The sequence below is a fragment of the Candidatus Defluviibacterium haderslevense genome, assembly GCA_016712225.1.
Lineage (GTDB): Bacteria > Bacteroidota > Bacteroidia > Chitinophagales > Saprospiraceae > Vicinibacter > Vicinibacter haderslevensis.
In genome coordinates this window covers 4,347,935-4,367,648 of record JADJRL010000003.1, presented here as the reverse complement: position 1 = coordinate 4,367,648, position 19,714 = coordinate 4,347,935, and the positions used below count along the sequence as shown (strand labels likewise).

Genomic DNA, 19,714 nt, shown 5'->3' with positions numbered 1-19,714 from the left:
GGTCTGCTTTCTTGTCCAACTAGGCCGAAGTTTAAGCTGTGCAGAATGCTTGATTTGCCAATGAAACGCTTATTGCATATAGCCTTTGTTTTGCTATCTTGTTTTATTTTCCAATAGTTCTAGACTCAGTTTAATGTGTCTGCCAATTCCTTCTTTAATTATTCCTATGATGGCTCACGTTTCCCGACGCCCCAATGCTGGAGCAAGTTTCCCGACGCTCCGGTCGGGATATTTGCAACTTGTGCCAATTACTATATAAAATTTTAATATTCATTTTTATTCCTAATTCATTGACTGTAGCCGTTATCTTACGTTTACTTACGGATCTTTTCGGATCTATACGGATAACATACGACTCTTTTTTGCACTGCCCCACATCTTTGCATCGACAATGTTGTCAATATCAAATTTTTTGTTTCACGTTTTAAATTTTAATCTTATGAACTCTTTAAGAAATTCAGTACAACTCATTGGACACTTAGGTAAGGATCCAGAAATAATAACCCTTGAGAAAGGTAAAAAATTAGCGCGGGTATCTATTGCAACAAATGAATCCTACACTTCGTCAAATGGCGAAAAAGTAAAAAACACTTCCTGGCACAATGTAGTGGCATGGGATAATAAAGCTGAATTCATGGACAAGTTCTTGAAGAAAGGAAACGAAGTAGCTCTCAAAGGTCGTTTGGCTCATCGCAGTTACGAAGACAAAACAGGAGTAACTAAATACATATCTGAGATTATCGTCAACGAAATCGTTAAGTTGGGCAAAGACGCTTAGAACTATTCTTTGAGTTTTATATGCTATCCAATCTTGTAGTCCGTTGTATTGCAGGATTGGTTAGATATTTGTAAATTTTGTTTAATTGAACTTTTATATAATAATGAGTAATTGATTAATCGCTAATCTGAGATAAATCAGCTTAGAAATACTATTTTCCAAATATCATGTTTACATATTTCAAAAAATAGTTATATTTGCGAAATTATTCAATTAAGTAAGTTGAAGAATTTGCGAAATTATTCAATTAAGTAAGTTGAAGAATTTGCGAAATATTATTTAGTAAACAATTAAAACAAATCATATGAAAAATTCAATTTTTGGTCTTTTCGTTTTTGCCTTATTCTTAACTCTAGGATCTTGTAAAAATGAAAGTAAACCTACTGAAACTCCAGCAGCTACAACAGAAACTCCAGCAGCTACTCCAGCAGCTACTCCTGCAGAGACACCAGCGACTACTCCAGCAGCAGGAGAAGTAACTCCACCACCTGCGGCTACAACACCTGAACCAGCTCAAAATGCAAAAGGCGTTTGGCACTTTACCTGTGCTAAAGGATGCGAAGGAGGAGCCGGTGCAGCAGGAAATTGTGCAAAATGCAATGGCCCTTTAAGTCACAACCAAGCATACCACCAACAATAAGATCATATCTTATCGATAATAAAAAGTCCAATCATTCATTTTGATTGGACTTTTTTTATTAATTTCATTTATGAAATATTATTTGTTTTGTTCAATCGTTATTTTAACCTCAATAGGACTGAGTTTTTCCGAATCGAATGCCCAAGATTTAATCCCTAATGGGAATTTTGAAGAACATTCAAAGTATAAAATTGATGAAAGAATAAAAGATCCATACTATCCTTGGACGATTCACTTATTAAGTCATTGGAAAAATAACTCATGGCAAGTTACTTATTGTAATGATTCAATAGGCACAACAATAAGTAAAAAAGATTACAATACAATAGGCAAAAATGACCAATGCAAACCTAGCGAGGGGAATGGGATGGTTCAATTTTTATACCAAAATCACTTACCTAGAAGTTCAGATAGATTTATTGGTGGTCAAAATTGGGGTTGGGGTGCTTACTTGACAAATTTACTCACCAATCCAATGAAAATCGGTTCTATTTATAAATTCAGCATGAAAGTTTATCTTCAGAAAAATGCCCAAAATCCTATCAATCTCGAGTCCCATATTGGGGTGTATTTTTCATTGGATCCTCCTGAGGAAATTAAAAATGATCTCATGCGCGTTCCTAAATTTTTTTATGATACGGTAAAAGTTAACGAATGGACAGAAATTGTTTTTTATCTGAAGGCTCAATGTCCATTAAAGTATGTAACGATTGGTGCATTTAAAGATGATAGGTTTCCTCAGAAACATAATATTAAGAATTTTTCTCATGATGATTATCCTTATTATTATATTGATGAAGTGTCTTTGATAGAATTGGATTCCAATGCAAAGTTAGATAGTATTGAAGTAACGCCATTCTGTAAATATTATAAGGAATTTGCAAAAAGAAATATCAGTGAAAGTAAATGGACATTTCATTTCGAATCCAATAAGAAGGAATTATCTAATGATGACCACCATAAATTGGATGCAATCTTTCAAGATAATCCATTGAATGCAACTTATTGCTATTTGATCAATGGGCATACAGATAATTCTGGAAATGAAAATGAATTGTTGTCTCAAGATAGAGCAATGAGTGTCAAGTATTATTTAATGGATAAATTTCAAATTCCTGAATTCAATTTATTTATTAATGCTTATGGAAGTAATAAACCCATTTCTGACAATAATACTAATGTTGGAAGAAAAGCTAACAGAAGGGTTGAACTGGTTAGATTAAATTTAGATGTAAGTTCAGCAATATATAGAAAAGCACTGATGAGTTTGAACCAAAATGATATTCCTACAGCAGTTTCATATTTTAATAAATGGTTAATTAGTGTTAATGATGAACGCGCTATTTTATTTTTATTTGATCCTCACCTTGAGAAGTTGAAGTATCATTCAAGTTATCAAGACATATTGAAAAAAATTAAGAAGAAATATTCAATATACAATAAATCAGATGAGGCTTTTTACTTAGATTCTATTTATTGCTTAGATCAAAAATACAGGACTTTGTGCTTTGACCTAAAGGAAAATATTGGATATGTAGAGAATGATGATACTTTGTATAAATGCTCTTATAATCTTAAGCTAGATTATTTTGAAACTTATGATGCTCAAGTGAAGAAATTAGTATTTCCTAAAGGAAATCAAGATACAAATTTTCCAAAAATCAGGGATGTCGGATCCAGAGCAGTTCAAGGACTTATTAATATTTTATCACATTCTAATGACACTTTGTTTATAGAAAAGTATCTTCCTTTAATTGAACAGAATTGTATGATCGGTGAGTCATATTGGCATAATTATGCTCTATTATATGATAAAGTATTAATGCTTAAAAATTTGCCTCAACTATATGGGACGCAATATACTTTTATTGACAAGGAGAAGAGAAAATTAAAATTGTATCCCGTCTTAGATTTAGATGAGACCAATCGATTGAGATCGAATTTCGGAATGGGAATAATTAATAATGCAGATGAAATTTATTATTTAAGGGAAGTTAAAGAGTAGATGGATTAGGCCAAATGATGTGGTTAGGTTCTCAATGTAACTTTTGAGATACGTATAGAATTGGATATTTTCAAATTTATAAATTATATTTTATAGATTAATTATTTTTATGTATTTTTACTTAAAGATATTAAGTTTAGAAAAATTTTACATTTGAAATCCTAAAATTAAAATTATTGCTTATGAAAACTGTAAATCTAAAAATTAGACATTTGGTTCTTTTCGTTGCTTTATTGTCATTTAGCGATGTAGTTCATAGTCAAGATTTTATAACCGAATGGACGTTTGATAAAGCGACGAATCAAATACATTTTAATGCTGAAACGACAGATACGGTGACCTATACCTGGAGCGCATTGCCTTCTGGTAATAAAGGAAGTGGAAGTTTTATTCAGACCACGCCCGGAGCCGTTACATTAATTAATGCAGATATCTTGCCAGGGGATACTGTAAATCTAATTATGAATCCTAATAAACTACGTCGTTTTTATATTGATAATGGTCCTGATACAGCAAATCTAATAAATGTAATTCAATGGGGTAGCGTATCTTGGACTAGCATGAATAGTGCTTTTAAAGGATGCGCTCATTTGAAAATTGACGCTAAAGATAACCCGGATTTATCGAATGTTGTTGATTTATCATTTATGTTTTCAGGGGCATCTTCATTTAATCAGGATATTGGCAACTGGAACACTGAAAACATAGAAATTATGGCCTGGATGTTCAATGGTGCAAGTTCTTTTAATCAAGAAATTGGAAGTTGGAATACATCGCATGTTCAAGATATGTCTTATATGTTCCATAGAGCCATCTCGTTTAATCAAAATATCGGAAATTGGAATACATTTATAGTCAGAGATATGTCCTACATGTTTTCAAATGCCAGTTCGTTTAATCAAGATATTGGAAATTGGAATACGTATACTGTGAAGTTAATGCATAGTATGTTTTCAAATGCAATATCCTTTAATAAAAATATTGGAAATTGGAATACTTCAAATGTCGAAAGAATGTCTGGAATGTTTTCCAATGCTAAAGCATTTAATCAAGATATTGGAAATTGGAATACAACTAATGTAATAACCATGCATTCTATGTTCGCGGATGCAATTAATTTTAATCAAGATATTGGAAGGTGGAATACCACAAATGTCATTGATATGACGAATTTGTTTTTGAGAGCAAGTTCTTTTAACCAAGATATAGGAAACTGGAACACAGAAAATGTAAATAAAATGATAAATATGTTTAATTCTGCCAGTTCATTTAATCAGGATATAGGTGGTTGGAATATTGTACAAGTGAGCACTATGGCATCTATGTTTAGACATGCAAAATCATTTAATCAAGATATTAGTAACTGGAATACTTCCAATGTAAAAGATATGTATGCCATGTTTTCTGGAGCCAGTGCTTTTAATCAAAATATTGGAAATTGGATTTTGCATCCTAAGGCGTCTTTATTATACTTATTTGATTCAACAAATTTGGATTGTATAAACTATTCAGCTACTCTTATTGGTTGGAGAACAAATAATCCGAATGTAAATCAAATGAACCTGGGAGTAAACGGTTTACTATATGGAAAAAATGCTGAAGATGCAAGAAATGCGCTCATCAATTCACAAGGATGGTACATAAAGGGCGACGCCCCAAGTGGTAATGATTGTGAGATTGTTGGTACGCATAATGAGGAAAGTATAACTAACATTTTTATTTATCCTAATCCTACATCTGGAATATTGAACATCGAAGATCACAATGGATCTATTTATTCAATTTCTGATTTAACAGGAAAGGTTGTTAACAGTGGAATAATTGCATTGAATACTGTATCGTTAGAATCCTTACCATCTGGTATGTATTATGTTACTTTAATCAATTCTAATTTTAAAAAAACAAACAAAGTTTTTAAGTATTAGAGATCATTTATAAGGGTATTCCCTAAGCTAGGCAAGTTTCCAACTTGTGCTGGTAACAAATTTATATTTTATATTTAATTGAAATAAGTTTTTATTAATATTAGTATCTTTACTAAAAGATTCAAGACATTTAAATTTTCATAATTAAATTACTTCATTTAAAGCAATGCTCATGAAAGCAGTAACTCTAAAAATTGGACATTTGGTTTTTCTTATTACTTTTTTATCACATAGCAATATTGTTCAAAGTCAGGACTTTATAACTCAATGGACTTTTGATAAAGCAACAAATCAAATACATTTTAATGCTGAAACCACAGATACTGTAACCTATACTTGGAGCGCATTGCCTTCTGGCAAAAATGGAAGTGGAATTTTTATTCAGACTACGGCAGGTCCTGTTACATTAAGCAATATAGATATATTAACTGGAGATACTATAAAGCTAAGTATGAATCCTTCTAAGCTAAGAAGGTTTTATATCGATAATGGACCAGATCAAACAAATCTGATAAATGTAATTCAATGGGGAAGTGTGCCATGGACAAGTATGAATAGTGTATTTAAGGGGTGTAGAAATTTGAATATTACTGCAAAGGATAAGCCAAATTTATTCAATGTGACTGATATGTCATATATGTTTGCAGTTGCAAATTCCTTTAATTCAGATATTGGCAATTGGAATGTAGAAAGTGTAACAGATATGTCTAATTTGTTCTTGGGAGCAATCTCATTTAACCAAAATATAGGAAACTGGAATACATCGAATGTAACTAATATGGTTTCTATGTTTGATGGAGCAAGCGCTTTTAATCAAGAAATTGGAAGCTGGAATACAGCAAATGTATTACAGATGAAATATATGTTCTATAATGCAAAATCATTTAATAAAGATATTGGAAGTTGGAATATAATAAAGGTGTCAAGTATGAGTAACATGTTCGTTAATGCAATCACATTTAATAAAGATATTGGAGCGTGGAATACTTCGAATGTGATTTCAATGGACCACATGTTTTCAGGGGCAAAATCATTTAATCAAGATATTCGTAATTGGAATATTTCTAATGTGACAACTATGGATCATATGTTCTATGGTGCTAAATCATTTAACCAAGATATTGGCAAATGGAAATTCAATTCTAATGTTTTTTTAAATAATATGCTTGATTCAACTGATATAGACTGTGAGAATTATTCTGCAATTCTAATTAATTGGCAATCCAATAATCCAAGTATCCAAAACAAACGATTAGGTGCAATTGGCTTAGAATATGGTATAAATGCAATTAATGCAAGAAAATTTATAATAGATTCACTTGGATGGACAATAAAGGGTGATTTACCTAGCGGTAGGGAATGTTTCGATAATATTAGTCAATATTTTACAACAAAATGGACATTTGCAAATGCATCGTCACAGATCAAATTTAATAGCTTATCAACACATTCTGTTAGATATACATGGGTTGCATCACCATCAGGCAATCATGGAAGTGGAAGTTTTAACCCTGAATTAAGTGGAGCTGTTACTCTAAATAACTTGAAAATAGAAGCTGGAGATACTGTAACTGTAAGTTTGCAACCTACATATTTGCAACGATTTTATTTTGTTAATAGTACTGACAATTTGAAATTAATAAGTGTAATTCAATGGGGAAATGTTCAATGGACAAGTATGGAAAATGCTTTTTATGGATGTTCTAATTTAATTTCTCTACCAAGTAATAGCCCAAATTTATCAAATGTTAAAAATTTGTCAAGGATGTTTTATAAAGCTAGCCTGTTTAATCAGGATATAGGAAAATGGAATACATCGAATGTGACAGACATGAGTTATATGTTTGCAGAAGTAGGTTCATATAATCAAAATATAGAAGGCTGGAATACATCGAATGTGACAGACATGGGATATATGTTTGCTGGAGCAAGTTCATTTAATGGAAATATAGGAGGCTGGAATACATCGAATGTTAAACATATGGGGTCTATGTTTGCTGGAGCTACCTCATTTAATCAAGATATCGGAAACTGGAATACAGAGAATTTACAAAATGCTCAATATATGTTTGCTAATGCAAGATCATTTAATCAAGATATCGGAAATTGGAATATTTCAAAATTGGCTTTTGTGAGTTCAATGTTTATGGGAGCAAGTTTATTTAATCAGGATATTGGAAGGTGGAATACAGAAAAGGTCCAGTGGATGGATAGGATGTTTTGGGGAGCAATCTCATTTAATCAGGATATCGGAAATTGGAATACTTCAAATGTAAATTATGTGAGTTATATGTTTGCAGGCGCTACATCTTTTAATAAGGATATTGGAAGATGGAATACAAAAAAAATCACGAAGATGGATCATATGTTTTCATGGGCTTCCTCATTTAATCAAGATATCGGACACTGGAATACAGAAAATTCGCAAGATATGAGTTATATGTTTGCTGGAGCTACCTCTTTTAATCAAGATATCGGAGATTGGAATACGGAAAATGTGCAAGATATGAGTTATATGTTTGAGGGAGCTAGCACATTTAACAAACATATTGGAGGTTGGAATACAATGCACGTTAAAAGTATGCAATCTATGTTTCAAAATGCAACTTTGTTTAATAAATTTATTGGTGGCTGGAATATTGAAAATGTTGTAAATTTGAGTTATATGTTTGAATTTGCTGACAAATTTAATCAAAATATCAGCACTTGGAAAACCGATAGTGTAACAAATATGTCATTTATGTTCAGCTATGCAAACAATTTTAACCAAGATATTGGGAAATGGAATACATCAACTGTAACAGATATGTCTGAAATGTTTTTTGGTGCAAGCTCATTTAATCAAGATATAGGTTACTGGAATACAGCTTTTGTAAAAGATATGTCTTATATGTTCAGCTATGCAGACCAATTTAATCAAGATATTGGTAAATGGATTTTAAGTCCAAATGTGAACTTAAGTAATATGCTTGACTCCTCTGGTCTGGATTGTTTCCACTACTCAGCTACATTAAATGGTTGGCAATCAAATAACCCAACGGTTAAAAACAGATTCCTTGGTGCAAGCGGCTTACAATATGGCGCAAATGCAGAAATTGCAAGGAATACTCTTGTTAATTCACAAGGGTGGACTATAAATGGCGACTCACCGAGTGGTAATGATTGTGCAACTGTAGGAACACATAATGAAGAAAGTATTTCACAAATATTTCTTTATCCTAATCCTACTTCTGGAATATTGAATATCGAAGATCACAATGGATCTTTTTATTCGATTTCTGATTTAACAGGAAAGGTTATTGTCAAAGGAATAATCACAATGAATACCATTTCATTAGAAATGTTACCTCTTGGGATATATTATCTTATTATAAACAATTCAGATTCTCCACAAACAATTAAAGTTTTTAAGTATTAGAAAGTGGAATAATTCTTTACAAGAAAATAATTCGTTTGTGAATTGATCTGATGAGGCATGAAACAGATTATTCACCAAAAGACTTGTTTTAAGATATACTAAGGTAGTTCTTATTACTCACCAATCACAGAATGGTATTGGTGCGAATGGTAAGAAATCGAACTTGAATGCGTAGAAATTAATTTGCTTTAATGACTTTAAAGACTTTGTGAAAATAATTCTTGTCAGTGTATTCAATAAAGTATATTCCATTGATCAAATGATCTACATTAATAAATATGTTGTTTCCTATTTTATCTAAAATATTGACGTTTTGAATTCTTCCAAGGTTATCAAAGATTCTAATCTTAGAATTAATGTTTACATTTTTTAGAGTTATACTTGAATGAATTGGGTTAGGGAAAATATTAACTAATTGATCTTCATTAATAGCATTAGAATTTACAACAGGCTTAACTGTAAATTTGGCTAATGTAATTGTATCATTGTAGGTTCCTATCGAATATATGGTATATGGTTCTGAATAAATAATATTATCAATATTTATGGGATAAAATTCTGGGTTTAATTTTTCAAAATCAGTATCAATAGTTCCATTTTTTGAATATTTGACAATTTTATTCCCCATAGGATAGGATATGTTTGTATAGATATTGTCATTTTTATCTATTGTTAAACATTGATTTGATGAATAATTATAATTAAAAATGGATCCATTGTTACCAAATGTATTATCAATCAAACCATTTTTAGTTACTTTATAAACATATGTAGATTTGGGTATGGATTCATTTGAAAAAGAAACAATTATTGAATTATCATGAAGAATTTTAATATTTCTCACTTGATATTGTTGTATCATTGAAGGATTAAATGAAAATAAATTTACAATTCCATTTGAACCAAAATTTGAATTGATTAAACCATCAAATTTTATATTTAGCAAGGAAATTGAATTTTCCAAATGAAGAACACCATAAATATTTTCCCCATCGCTTTCAACTGCTGCAATTGAACCAGTTCTTAAGAATTGAGTTGAATTTACAAAATTATTATGAAAAGTGGAATCAATTACCCCTTGTTCATTAATTTTTACAAATATGCTATTGGAGCCATTCTGTCCTGATAATATGTAATTATCATCTTTAAGGCGTTTAAAGCTTTGAAGTGAAAAACCAAAACTTTCTTTTAAAATCCCAATTCCCTTATTCAAAGTATCGAGTTCAGAATTTTCAAGTATTTTAATTATTTGTATATAGTGCTTTTTATCTTTTCCAATCAAAGATCTCATAAAATAAATATTGTTATTAGAATCAATGTCCATGCGTGGGTACTCACTAAAAATATCAAAAGGAGGCTTTATAATTACTGGATTATTGTGTAAGTTATTTTTTAGTATGCCATTTTGATCAAGATAGTTTATTGAATTATTAACTAAGTAAGCACCTGCATTTAAAACAATTGGCTCATTATTAGAATTTACTTTTAGATATCCAAATCCATAATCCGTAATAAAATTAACAATTCCATTTGTCCCAAAAGCTGAATCAAGTTGTATTTTTTGTGAATACAATGAATTCAAGGATGTTTGAATAACAACCAATAGTATTATATATTTCATAAAAATGATTTAGAAGTTAAAACTAACAGGATATATTATTATTTCCAAATTTTAATAATTAATCTTTACATTTATATAAAAATGTATTGCTATTTAAAATTTGAAATTTATTTGAAAAGGCACGAACTTAGCTTTTTGTAAATAATAAAAAATCATGTCAAAACACTCATATTCCTTCTACAACTTCCCAATCATTCCAATAATCTGCTCATTCATTTTTTCAATAGCCTCCGGAATTTTCCAGGATGATTTATCTCTGGGTTGGACATAATTGGATATACCTCGAATAGAAATAAATGGAATGTCCCACATTCGACAAGCATAGAATAGGGTAGCACCTTCCATGCTTTCTACATCAGCGGCATATTTATTTTTAATAGCGTCAATGGTTTTTTGTGTACCGGATACTTTATTGACAGTTAATCCAGTGCATTGTTTAAGTCCGGTTGTGTACTTGGTTTGTTTGTTGAGAATCCATCCTTCCGAAAATGGTATTCTGTTGCCATCCATCAATTCCATCTCCACGAGATCTGTGAACCCTCCATCTTGTTCTTCTACACCTAAGTCAGCCCAGCGTTCTTTAACAACTTCTACGACATCCCCAAGATTGAATTGATGATTATACGCCCCACTAAGGCCTCCATGGATCACCAAATCGTAAGTGGGAGCATCATGCAATTTGCCCATGCCAAAAGCCATCAAGGGACTCCCTACACCTGTTACAAAGGGATGAATACTATGTATCCCATTTGTAAATTCTGAAAAGGACTTGGTCTCGAAATGTTTTTCAAGATATTCCAAAGTAGGCATGAGTTCAAAGACTGTCGCTGAAACGAGTAAGATTTTCATAGACCTTAATTATTGTGGTTTAAAATAATCCTCCAATTTGGGCTTTTACAGATTCTATGATGCTTCCTAAGTCTTCCGGGGAATTGATAAAGTCTAGTTTGTCTCCATCTATAATGACAATAGGGCTGTGTTTGTATTCACTAATCCACTGATCGTACCGGGCATTTAATTTTTTCAAATAATCAAGACTCATGTTGCCTTCATAGTCTCGGCCTCGGGATTGAATATGGCCCACTAAGGTGGGTATGGATGCCTTGATATAGATCAGTAAATCGGGTGGTTGAATGGTGCTCATCATGATCGTGAAAAGTGTGAAGTAGTTTTCAAAATCACGACTGGTCATCAATCCCATTTCATGTAAGTTAGGAGCGAAAATATGGGCATCTTCATAAATGGTCCGATCCTGAATGACCGTTTTAGATCCTGAATGTATCGAAACCAATTGTTGAAATCTGGAATTCAAAAAATAAACCTGAAGATTGAATGCCCATCGCTGCATATCATAGTAGAAATCATTTAAATAGGGATTGTTGCTGGTATCTTCATAATGTACTTCCCAGTTGAAGTGTTTGGCTAAGGCCTCACATAAACTGGTTTTTCCGGCACCTATGTTTCCCGCTATGGCAATATGTTTTATCATGAGTTCCTAATTGTGGTATTTAAATGGCTGATTAACTTACCATTCAATCAACTACAAAACTTTGAGCTTTGTTATAATTTTGTCAAATATCTAAAATATCCGCTTACTTGCAGCTAAAGAACTAATTTTACTTTTATTTACGATGTATCATGGATGAAATTATTGAAGTAAAGAAACTCCAAAAGCGCTACCTGATGGGCGATGAAGTCATTGATGCCCTCAAATCAATTGATCTGAAAGTGCAGAAAAATGAATATCTCGCTTTAATGGGGCCTTCAGGTAGTGGGAAGTCAACCTTGATGAACCTCATCGGTTGCCTGGATAGTCCAACCTCTGGAGAATATATACTGCATGGAATTGATGTCAGCAAAATGAGTGATGGCGAATTAGCCGACGTTCGAAATAAAGAGATTGGCTTCGTATTTCAAACATTTAATCTTTTACCCAGAATGACAGCTCTGGAAAATGTCGCCTTACCTCTAGTCTACGCAGGGGTAAGTAAGGCTGATCGGGAGGAAAGGGCGAAAAAAGTATTGTTGGAAGTTGGCTTGGCCGACCGCATGACACATAAACCGAATGAACTTTCCGGGGGTCAACGTCAACGTGTGGCTATAGCCAGGGCATTAATTAATAATCCAGCAATTATTCTTGCTGATGAACCTACCGGAAACCTGGACTCAAAGACTTCCGAAGAAATTATGAATATTTTTAAGGAGATTCATAAGCGGGGCAATACCATAATTGTTGTAACGCACGAGCCTGACATAGCTGCTTTTGCTGATCGTATTGTGCGGCTGAAGGATGGATATATTGAGTCGGACCAAATTACCAAACCATCATGAAGATATATACCAAAACCGGAGATTCAGGTTCTACTTCACTCTTTGGCGGGAAACGGGTTTCTAAAGATGATTTAAGGATTTCAGCTTACGGAACTATTGATGAATTGAATGCCCATTTGGGACTACTGAATGCCCAAATAAGTGATCAACAAGTTCATAAAGAAGTTTTAAAGATCCAAAATGAACTGTTTGTTATTGGCTCCTACTTAGCTGCTGATCCTGCTAAACCGGGTCTGAAATTGCCCGTTTTTTCTGCTGAGGACATCGTTTTTTTGGAGCTCGCTATAGATCGTATGGAATCGATGTTGCCTCCACTACAGCACTTTATTTTGCCAGGTGGGTCCGTTTTAGTGGCTCAGGCTCATGTCTGTAGGACAGTTTGCCGTCGTGCGGAGCGATGTATGGTAGAACTTCATCATGCTGAACCCATTAATGATCAGTTAATGATTTATATCAATAGGCTTTCAGATTATTTATTTGTTTTGTCCCGTTACCTAGGTTTAGGATCAGATACTAAAGAAATTCCTTGGATTCCTAAGTCAATTAAATAGTTGGAATGTAGGCGCATTAGTCTTTTATTATACCCACAATATCAAAACTTCTTGCAATATTCAAGAAAATATGATCATTCATGGAGCTACCTCACAAATTAAACTCGGGAAAAATATATAATTTTAAGTAGTCATAGAAATTTGGATTGACCTTAAGGGATAAGCCGTAAAAAAAAGATGTAATGAAACCGTTAAAAATTCAAAACTGTATGAGCTCAACATAATGCTATAAAAAGAACAATAATGCTAGCTGGGCAAGTGTTAAGCTAAACAAATGAAAGAAGGCCAATAGCGAGTTTTTTGAATTTAGGTTTCATGGAATTATTTTAGGCTTAGACCTTACAGTCTAGAATTTTTGGTTCTTTTTTTTCATGAAAAAAGAACAAAAAGCTGCTAATTAAAACGAAATTAATATTTTAGAAGAATTTCATACTACCAAAATAATTTTTCAACCTCTTTTCTTCTGCGTATAGGTCAAGGAATTCAGAATATAGTGTAAGGCTTAAATTTCAAGGCTGTTACTCAGGCATCATTTGTTAGAAGTTTGCTCTTTGGATTGATCCTTATACGGACAATTCCTGCATCCTGAATGGCAACAATATCCTCTCTTGAGGTGAAAAGCTCTTGTAAACACAATAAATCCATCTTCAAGATAATAATCTTCAGATTCATTGATTTTATCTGAATCCATGTCTTTGATTATAGTCTAACAGATCTGGTTTTGCTATAAGATTCACTAAGCCAATATATCCCAAAATATAAACTGGTATAAAATAGTGTTCCCGCAAGTTCATTGCCAAAAAAAGGAATGGCTGCCCAATAGCAAGTCAATAATCCCATCAGATCTTTAGCGTATAAAGTATCAACAGTCCAAACCCCAAAATTACTGATTAGGAAAAATAACATGGAACTTAACAGACTCATGTTGATGATTTTAAATGGCTGGGATTCTAGTTGTGTAAATCTATTGGCTAGCAGAAATACAAGGATTAAGGGTACATATATCCATAGTGAACTGAGTTTAAACCAAATCATCGTCCCACTAAAAGGATTTAGGATGAAATTATTTAACAGCAAATCTGCAAAAAAATAGCATATCAGTAATAATGAACCAAATTTTATTTGTTTTAGGACAACTCCTCCGAATATAAACCCAGCTATGGCAGCCGTAAAATTAGGAGCGTGAGGCAGTAATCGTGAAATGATGATTCCGGACACGATAGCAATAATAATGGAGATTTCTTTTTTTGACATCATTTTGATTGAATTCAAATTAGCTAGACAAATAATACTGAAAAGCATTTACCTGCGTTTTCATACTTTTGTCGCTCAAATATAGGTGTAATCTCTAACATGTTTTTAGAAAAAGCGAAACAAGGAAATACAGGCTTGTTTTTTTATATATTGACGATATTGATCTGCTATCTTTCAGGGGTCACAGGAGCGGTCTTGGTTTATGGACTCATTGAAGTAGATACTGTGGATCGCAATCAGACTTTAATAGGATTGCTTTTTCCATTTGTTACTATCTTGGCTGGATTGTTATTATGTACCTTTTATCTGCATAAACGACCAATCCATTCATTGTTTAATGCTTTCAATGGATTTAGAACCAGTAGATTGTTTTTTGGATTTTTTACTTGGCTGGTTTTATGTGGTTTGTCAGATTTAGTGTACTATTATTTTTTAGGTGGGGCGTATCATTTACAATGGAATCCTACTGCTTTTTTGGTATTGTTGTTTGTTGCCTTAACCATGATATCCATTCAGTCATTGACTGAGGAAGTTTTATTCCGGTCTTATTTATTGTCTGGTTTAGCCTTGATCTTAAAGTATAGATATCTTGCTATAACGGTTTCTTCTTTGATGTTTGCTTTAATGCACATCGGTAATCCGGAGAACGAAAAATTTGGTTATGTTTTGATGTTCTTTTTTTATTTTGGTACAGCATTGATATTAGGTGTTATTGCAGTATTGGATGAGGGAATAGAGCAAACTATTGGCATACACATAGCTACTAATATTTATGGCGCGCTGTTCGTTAATTTTAATGATGCTGCACTTAAAACAGACTCACTTTTTATCATTGATAATCCAATGGGGATAAACATGGTGATACTAAATTTTATAAGTTTTTTTATCTATCTGATTTTATCTAAATTGTGTTTTAAACTCAAACCAATTTCTTTTATTTTTAAAAAAATAATATGATTTTTTCTTGCTTCAAACATCTTAACCTTGCTATATTTTTTTGTAGTTTTATATTGTTAGGCCAATCGCAATCTTATCGATGGCAACAAAGTGTAAAATATGAAATGAATATTGATTTTGATGACGCTAAACATCAATTCGACGGTTCACAAAAACTGCTTCTTCGAAACAATAGCCCAGATACCTTAACTACTTTGTATTATCATCTTTATTTTAATGCATTTCAACCGGGTAGCGATATGGATGTTAGATTTAGTAATCTTCCAGATCCGGATCCACGAGTAGCCAATCGTATTGGTAAATTGCAAGAATCTGAAATTGGATTTCATGAAATTAAATCTTTGAAGCAAGATAATAAGTCTGTTGATTGGACAATTATTGGATCAATTTTGAAGGTTGAATTGCATCATCCTATTTTTCCATTTGATTCTTCTGAAATGACTATGAAATTTTTCGCTCAGGTTCCTGTACAGATTCGCAGATCAGGTCGGATGAACAAAGAAGGTATAGATTATTCTATGTCACAATGGTATCCCCAATTATGCAATTATGATGAACACGGTTGGCATGCCAATCAATACTTGGGCGGAGAGTTTTATGCCCCATGGGGTGATTTTTTGGTTCGTATTCGAATGAATAAAAAATATACCATTGCTGCAACTGGTTATGCATTGAGTAGCTCAGATCCTCAGTATGTAAAATCAACTTTAAAAAATAATTCGCCGGACACGATATGGCAGTTTTATGCTCCAAAAGTTCATGATTTTGTATGGGCTGCGGATCCCGATTATGTTCATGATACGGTTCAGATTTCAAATAACAGAGTATTGCATTTTTATCACCAAGCGAATGAAAAATTTGATGAGGCTTGGAAATCTTTTCCATCCATAATGCGAGAAGCATTAACATTTATTGAAATGAAATTCGGACCTTATCCTTACAAATCGTATTCCTTTATTCAGGGTGGTGATGGAGGTATGGAATATCCTATGGCAACATTAATTACTGGCAACAGGCCCTTAATTAGTTTAGTTGGTGTTGGGGTTCACGAATTAATGCATACCTGGTTTCAAATGTTATTGGCGTCTAATGAAGGATTCTATCCATGGATGGATGAAGGATTCACTTCTTATGCACAACAGGAAGTTATGAATTATCTTTTTTCATTAAATCTGATTCCTGGATCTGTCAAGGTGGAAGATTCTCATTTAGTAACGGTTAAGAATTATATTAAATTTGTAACGGAAGAAGTTGAAGAACCACTTTCTACGCACGCTGATTTTTTTCAAACCACCAAAGCCTATCAATTTGCAGCATATTCCAAAGGCGCTATGTGTTTGCATCAATTGAGATATATTATTGGAGATCGATTGTTTGAACAAGGCATGTTGGATTATTATTATGCATGGCGTTTTAAACATCCCAATCCGGATGATTTTTTTAGAGTGATGGAAATGACCTCTGGACTGGAATTAGATTGGTTCAAAGATTATTTTGTGAATACGACTTATAAAATGGATTTTGCTGTCGATTCCGTATTGACCATTAAGGAAGGTAAATCAATCATTGTTTTATCCAGATTGGAGCCTTTTCCCATGCCGATAGACCTGGTTGTCACTTTGAAAAATGGCAAATTACTACATTTCAATATTCCCATAGATTTAATGCTTGGGCATAAAGAATTGGACAAGGGGGTAAAGATTTTGGATCCCTGGCATTGGGTAAGTCCTAAATATGCTTTTACAGTTAATGAGTCTCTTGAAGATATTCTTTCCGTTCAAATTGATCCCAAGCAAAAAATGCTGGATATCGATATTTCAAATAATAAATGGATGCCGGTAAAATGAAAATTTTGGATTAATTTAATGTCTTTTCAACTGGTTTATAGTATTGCACATATATAAAAATAAATTATATAAAAAAAATTAAGAAAATTATAAAATCAGGGTAAACCCTGACTATATTGTGCCTTCAAATCAAGCAAACGAAAAATAAATCATGTTAATTTTCAGTATCGTCATAGCTGTATTGACGTTCAGTGCAGCTTGTTCCGTGTGGCAAGGTAAAAGCTTCTATCGAAGAGGTTGAAAAGCCACTATTAACCAAAACTCAACTCAAAATGAACTCAAGGCAGCTTTCAATGGTTTACCTTGAGTTTTTTTATATAAAGCATGAAGTTAAATTCCAATTCCGCCCGATTGCCTACAAATTTTGGTTTGTTTGAAATCCATAGTTACTTGTTTAATCTTGCTGATCAACCCGATTTGGCTTTAGTTACCCATGATTTTAATCAAACGGAAAACGTTTTGATTCGTATACATTCAGAATGTCTTACTGGCGATGTATTTGGTTCTACAAGATGTGATTGTGGTTTTCAGCTGAACCAAAGCCTTATTGAAATTCAAAAAGCAGGTGGTATGCTGATTTATTTGCGCCAAGAAGGTAGAGGTATAGGTTTACATCATAAAATTTCAGCTTACAGATACCAAGATGATGGGATGGATACAGTAGAGGCTAATCAAGTTCTGGGTTATGAAGCAGATTTAAGAGATTATAGTCATGCAGTAAATATTCTAAATGAATTTAATATTAAAAGTGTCCGATTAATAACAAATAACCCTAACAAATCAAGCTTCCTAAAAAAACATGGAATTCTGGTATCTGAAATGATACCCATGATTAAGCCTAAGGATATTGAAAATGAATACTATTTGGATACGAAACGCGATAAACTAGGGCACATCTTACCAAAATCTCAGTTATGACGAAAGAAGCACTATCGGATGGATTTCTTTCATTAGTCAAAATCATGGATGAATTGCGGGAACAATGTCCCTGGGACAAAAAGCAAACTTTTCAGTCTTTGAGTTTATTGACCATAGAAGAAACCTATGAGTTGACCGATGCCATTTTAAGCAATAATCCGGAAGCAATAAAAGAGGAGTTGGGTGATGTTTTGCTTCATATTCTGTTTTATGCCCGGATGGCCAAAGAACAACAATGGTTCACCCTTGAAGAGGTCATGTCAACGATTTCAAAAAAATTGATCCATCGCCACCCTCATATTTATGGCGATGTCAAAGTAGTTGATGAAGAAGAGGTAAAGCGAAATTGGGAACAACTTAAACTTAAGGAGGGCAAAAAGGGTTTGTTGTCAGGCGTTCCCAAATCCCTTCCGGCCATGGTTAAGTCCTACCGATTGCAGGAAAAGACCAAGCAAGTTGGTTTTGAATGGGATCATATTGATCAGGTTTGGGCAAAAGTTGAGGAAGAAATTGCAGAACTAAAGTCTAATATTGACCAGGGAAGACCACAGGATGAAATAGAAGATGAATTTGGAGATGTTATTTTTTCATTAATCAATTATGGCAGATTTTTGAAGATCGATCCGGAAGCTGCTCTTGAGAAAGTCAACCGGAAGTTTATCTCACGTTTTGAATATATCGAAGCGAAAGCTCCTAAACCTTTGAATGACATGAGTTTAGAAGAAATGGATGCATTGTGGAATGAAGCTAAGCGCGTTAAAAAGGAAGAGAACCTTTAGATTTACTGTGTATTTTTTGATCCGAGCCCTGTAGGGGCGATATATTTTTTGTGACTGATAAAATCCGTCGATTAGAGAAAATTTTTATGCTTTTTTGCAACATTTTTGCCCGATTTTGCAAAAATGATGACAAAAAGAAAACGTTTTGTTATCAATGGAGTAGTTGAATTACTAATGCTACTAATTTTGGTAAAAATAATTAGTTATAAAAGAATAATTTGTTTGGAATCAAATAATTAGCTACTTTTGCGGCGCTAAAACTGATCTTAGTGATCACATTTGGTAAACTAACAACATATTTATGGCAAATTATTTAACAAAAGAAAAGACTTCTGAAATTTTTAATCAATACGGAGGTTCAGAAAAAAACACAGGATCAACTGAGGGTCAAATAGCCTTATTTACACACAGAATCCTTGCATTATCTGAACATTTAAGATCTAACCGTAAAGATTTTTCCTGTAAACGAACACTTCTTAATTTAGTAGGTAAACGTAAGCAATTATTGAATTATCTACACCGTAAGAACCTATCCCGTTATAAAGAGTTAATTGAACAATTAGGCTTAAGAAAGTAATTGCACTTCTGAATCTGATTTGATTTCATTCAATTTTACTTTTTGGCATATCAATTTCGATGCTTATTCCTTTTATTGGTTTTTTGCATAGAGTATTGACATTTTAAACATAT

General features: G+C 32.9%; 17 protein-coding genes. 12 read left to right on the top strand and 5 right to left on the bottom strand.

Features of this window, described 5'->3' with window-relative positions; genetic code table 11:
* Positions 1 to 439: 439 nt before the first annotated feature.
* From IPK88_17170 to IPK88_17150, 5 genes are all read left to right on the top strand, one after another.
* Positions 440 to 778 (top strand): single-stranded DNA-binding protein, encoded by a 339-nt coding sequence (locus IPK88_17170; GenBank protein MBK8245161.1) that lies wholly within the window; start codon positions 440 to 442, stop codon positions 776 to 778.
* Positions 779 to 1,082: 304 nt separating this feature from the next.
* The gene (locus tag IPK88_17165; protein ID MBK8245160.1) at positions 1,083 to 1,418 is read left to right on the top strand and encodes a hypothetical protein; all 336 of its coding nucleotides are present in this window, start codon (positions 1,083 to 1,085) and stop codon (positions 1,416 to 1,418) included.
* A gap of 70 nt (positions 1,419 to 1,488) precedes the next feature.
* On the top strand, positions 1,489 to 3,423 hold the full coding sequence (locus tag IPK88_17160; GenBank protein ID MBK8245159.1) for an OmpA family protein: 1,935 nt from the start codon (positions 1,489 to 1,491) through the stop codon (positions 3,421 to 3,423).
* A gap of 182 nt (positions 3,424 to 3,605) precedes the next feature.
* Positions 3,606 to 5,348 (top strand): BspA family leucine-rich repeat surface protein, encoded by a 1,743-nt coding sequence (locus IPK88_17155; protein MBK8245158.1) that lies wholly within the window; start codon positions 3,606 to 3,608, stop codon positions 5,346 to 5,348.
* Between the two features lie 172 nt (positions 5,349 to 5,520).
* Positions 5,521 to 8,766, top strand: coding sequence for a BspA family leucine-rich repeat surface protein (locus tag IPK88_17150; protein MBK8245157.1), 3,246 nt, complete (start codon positions 5,521 to 5,523; stop codon positions 8,764 to 8,766).
* A 178-nt stretch (positions 8,767 to 8,944) separates the two neighbouring features.
* On the opposite strand, the gene IPK88_17145 is transcribed toward IPK88_17150, so the two are convergent.
* From IPK88_17145 to IPK88_17135, 3 genes are all read right to left on the bottom strand, one after another.
* Positions 8,945 to 10,387, bottom strand: a complete 1,443-nt coding sequence (locus IPK88_17145) for a T9SS type A sorting domain-containing protein (protein ID MBK8245156.1) — start codon at positions 10,385 to 10,387, stop codon at positions 8,945 to 8,947.
* A gap of 177 nt (positions 10,388 to 10,564) precedes the next feature.
* A complete protein-coding gene (gene mqnB / locus IPK88_17140) occupies positions 10,565 to 11,236 on the bottom strand; it encodes a futalosine hydrolase (protein MBK8245155.1) in 672 nt (223 codons plus the stop codon).
* A 19-nt stretch (positions 11,237 to 11,255) separates the two neighbouring features.
* Positions 11,256 to 11,876, bottom strand: coding sequence for a deoxynucleoside kinase (locus tag IPK88_17135; protein MBK8245154.1), 621 nt, complete (start codon positions 11,874 to 11,876; stop codon positions 11,256 to 11,258).
* 158 nt (positions 11,877 to 12,034) lie between these two features.
* Between IPK88_17135 and IPK88_17130 the strand changes: the two genes are divergently transcribed.
* Both IPK88_17130 and IPK88_17125 read left to right on the top strand, forming a co-directional pair.
* On the top strand, positions 12,035 to 12,718 hold the full coding sequence (locus IPK88_17130) for an ABC transporter ATP-binding protein (protein ID MBK8245153.1): 684 nt from the start codon (positions 12,035 to 12,037) through the stop codon (positions 12,716 to 12,718).
* Positions 12,715 to 13,269, top strand: coding sequence for a cob(I)yrinic acid a,c-diamide adenosyltransferase (locus IPK88_17125; GenBank protein MBK8245152.1), 555 nt, complete (start codon positions 12,715 to 12,717; stop codon positions 13,267 to 13,269). Before IPK88_17130 ends, IPK88_17125 begins: the two co-directional genes overlap by 4 nt.
* Before the next feature lie 529 nt (positions 13,270 to 13,798).
* On the opposite strand, the gene IPK88_17120 is transcribed toward IPK88_17125, so the two are convergent.
* The gene (locus tag IPK88_17120) at positions 13,799 to 13,960 is read right to left on the bottom strand and encodes a hypothetical protein (protein ID MBK8245151.1); all 162 of its coding nucleotides are present in this window, start codon (positions 13,958 to 13,960) and stop codon (positions 13,799 to 13,801) included.
* Positions 13,961 to 13,968: 8 nt separating this feature from the next.
* Positions 13,969 to 14,526: a hypothetical protein gene (locus IPK88_17115; protein MBK8245150.1), complete on the bottom strand. Its 558-nt coding sequence runs from the start codon at positions 14,524 to 14,526 to the stop codon at positions 13,969 to 13,971.
* Between the two features lie 96 nt (positions 14,527 to 14,622).
* On the opposite strand from IPK88_17115, the gene IPK88_17110 reads away from it, so the two are divergent.
* The 5 genes from IPK88_17110 (at position 14,623) to rpsO (ending at position 19,601) form a co-directional block, all read left to right on the top strand.
* Complete coding sequence (locus tag IPK88_17110; protein MBK8245149.1) at positions 14,623 to 15,480, top strand: CPBP family intramembrane metalloprotease; 858 nt, start codon at positions 14,623 to 14,625, stop codon at positions 15,478 to 15,480.
* Entirely contained in the window at positions 15,477 to 17,327 is a 1,851-nt protein-coding gene (locus tag IPK88_17105; GenBank protein ID MBK8245148.1) for a M1 family metallopeptidase, read from the top strand. The genes IPK88_17110 and IPK88_17105 overlap by 4 nt, the downstream gene beginning before the upstream one ends.
* Before the next feature lie 324 nt (positions 17,328 to 17,651).
* Positions 17,652 to 18,245: a GTP cyclohydrolase II gene (gene ribA, locus IPK88_17100; protein ID MBK8245147.1), complete on the top strand. Its 594-nt coding sequence runs from the start codon at positions 17,652 to 17,654 to the stop codon at positions 18,243 to 18,245.
* Positions 18,242 to 19,024, top strand: a complete 783-nt coding sequence (gene mazG, locus IPK88_17095) for a nucleoside triphosphate pyrophosphohydrolase (protein MBK8245146.1) — start codon at positions 18,242 to 18,244, stop codon at positions 19,022 to 19,024. The genes ribA and mazG overlap by 4 nt, the downstream gene beginning before the upstream one ends.
* Positions 19,025 to 19,325: 301 nt before the next feature.
* Positions 19,326 to 19,601, top strand: coding sequence for a 30S ribosomal protein S15 (gene rpsO / locus IPK88_17090; GenBank protein MBK8245145.1), 276 nt, complete (start codon positions 19,326 to 19,328; stop codon positions 19,599 to 19,601).
* Positions 19,602 to 19,714: the final 113 nt, after the last annotated feature.

What these genes read in the sequence shown, in the direction of transcription:
- IPK88_17170 (MBK8245161.1), top strand. Translation starts at nt 440, where the DNA reads ATGAACTCTTTAAGAAATTCAGTACAACTCATTGGACACTTAGGTAAG.
- IPK88_17165 (MBK8245160.1), top strand. Translation starts at nt 1,083, where the DNA reads ATGAAAAATTCAATTTTTGGTCTTTTCGTTTTTGCCTTATTCTTAACT.
- IPK88_17160 (MBK8245159.1), top strand. Translation starts at nt 1,489, where the DNA reads ATGAAATATTATTTGTTTTGTTCAATCGTTATTTTAACCTCAATAGGA.
- IPK88_17155 (MBK8245158.1), top strand. Translation starts at nt 3,606, where the DNA reads ATGAAAACTGTAAATCTAAAAATTAGACATTTGGTTCTTTTCGTTGCT.
- IPK88_17150 (MBK8245157.1), top strand. Translation starts at nt 5,521, where the DNA reads ATGAAAGCAGTAACTCTAAAAATTGGACATTTGGTTTTTCTTATTACT.
- IPK88_17145 (MBK8245156.1), bottom strand. Translation starts at nt 10,387, where the DNA reads ATGAAATATATAATACTATTGGTTGTTATTCAAACATCCTTGAATTCA.
- mqnB (MBK8245155.1), bottom strand. Translation starts at nt 11,236, where the DNA reads ATGAAAATCTTACTCGTTTCAGCGACAGTCTTTGAACTCATGCCTACT.
- IPK88_17135 (MBK8245154.1), bottom strand. Translation starts at nt 11,876, where the DNA reads ATGATAAAACATATTGCCATAGCGGGAAACATAGGTGCCGGAAAAACC.
- IPK88_17125 (MBK8245152.1), top strand. Translation starts at nt 12,715, where the DNA reads ATGAAGATATATACCAAAACCGGAGATTCAGGTTCTACTTCACTCTTT.
- IPK88_17120 (MBK8245151.1), bottom strand. Translation starts at nt 13,960, where the DNA reads ATGGATTCAGATAAAATCAATGAATCTGAAGATTATTATCTTGAAGAT.
- IPK88_17115 (MBK8245150.1), bottom strand. Translation starts at nt 14,526, where the DNA reads ATGATGTCAAAAAAAGAAATCTCCATTATTATTGCTATCGTGTCCGGA.
- IPK88_17110 (MBK8245149.1), top strand. Translation starts at nt 14,623, where the DNA reads ATGTTTTTAGAAAAAGCGAAACAAGGAAATACAGGCTTGTTTTTTTAT.
- IPK88_17105 (MBK8245148.1), top strand. Translation starts at nt 15,477, where the DNA reads ATGATTTTTTCTTGCTTCAAACATCTTAACCTTGCTATATTTTTTTGT.
- ribA (MBK8245147.1), top strand. Translation starts at nt 17,652, where the DNA reads ATGAAGTTAAATTCCAATTCCGCCCGATTGCCTACAAATTTTGGTTTG.
- mazG (MBK8245146.1), top strand. Translation starts at nt 18,242, where the DNA reads ATGACGAAAGAAGCACTATCGGATGGATTTCTTTCATTAGTCAAAATC.
- rpsO (MBK8245145.1), top strand. Translation starts at nt 19,326, where the DNA reads ATGGCAAATTATTTAACAAAAGAAAAGACTTCTGAAATTTTTAATCAA.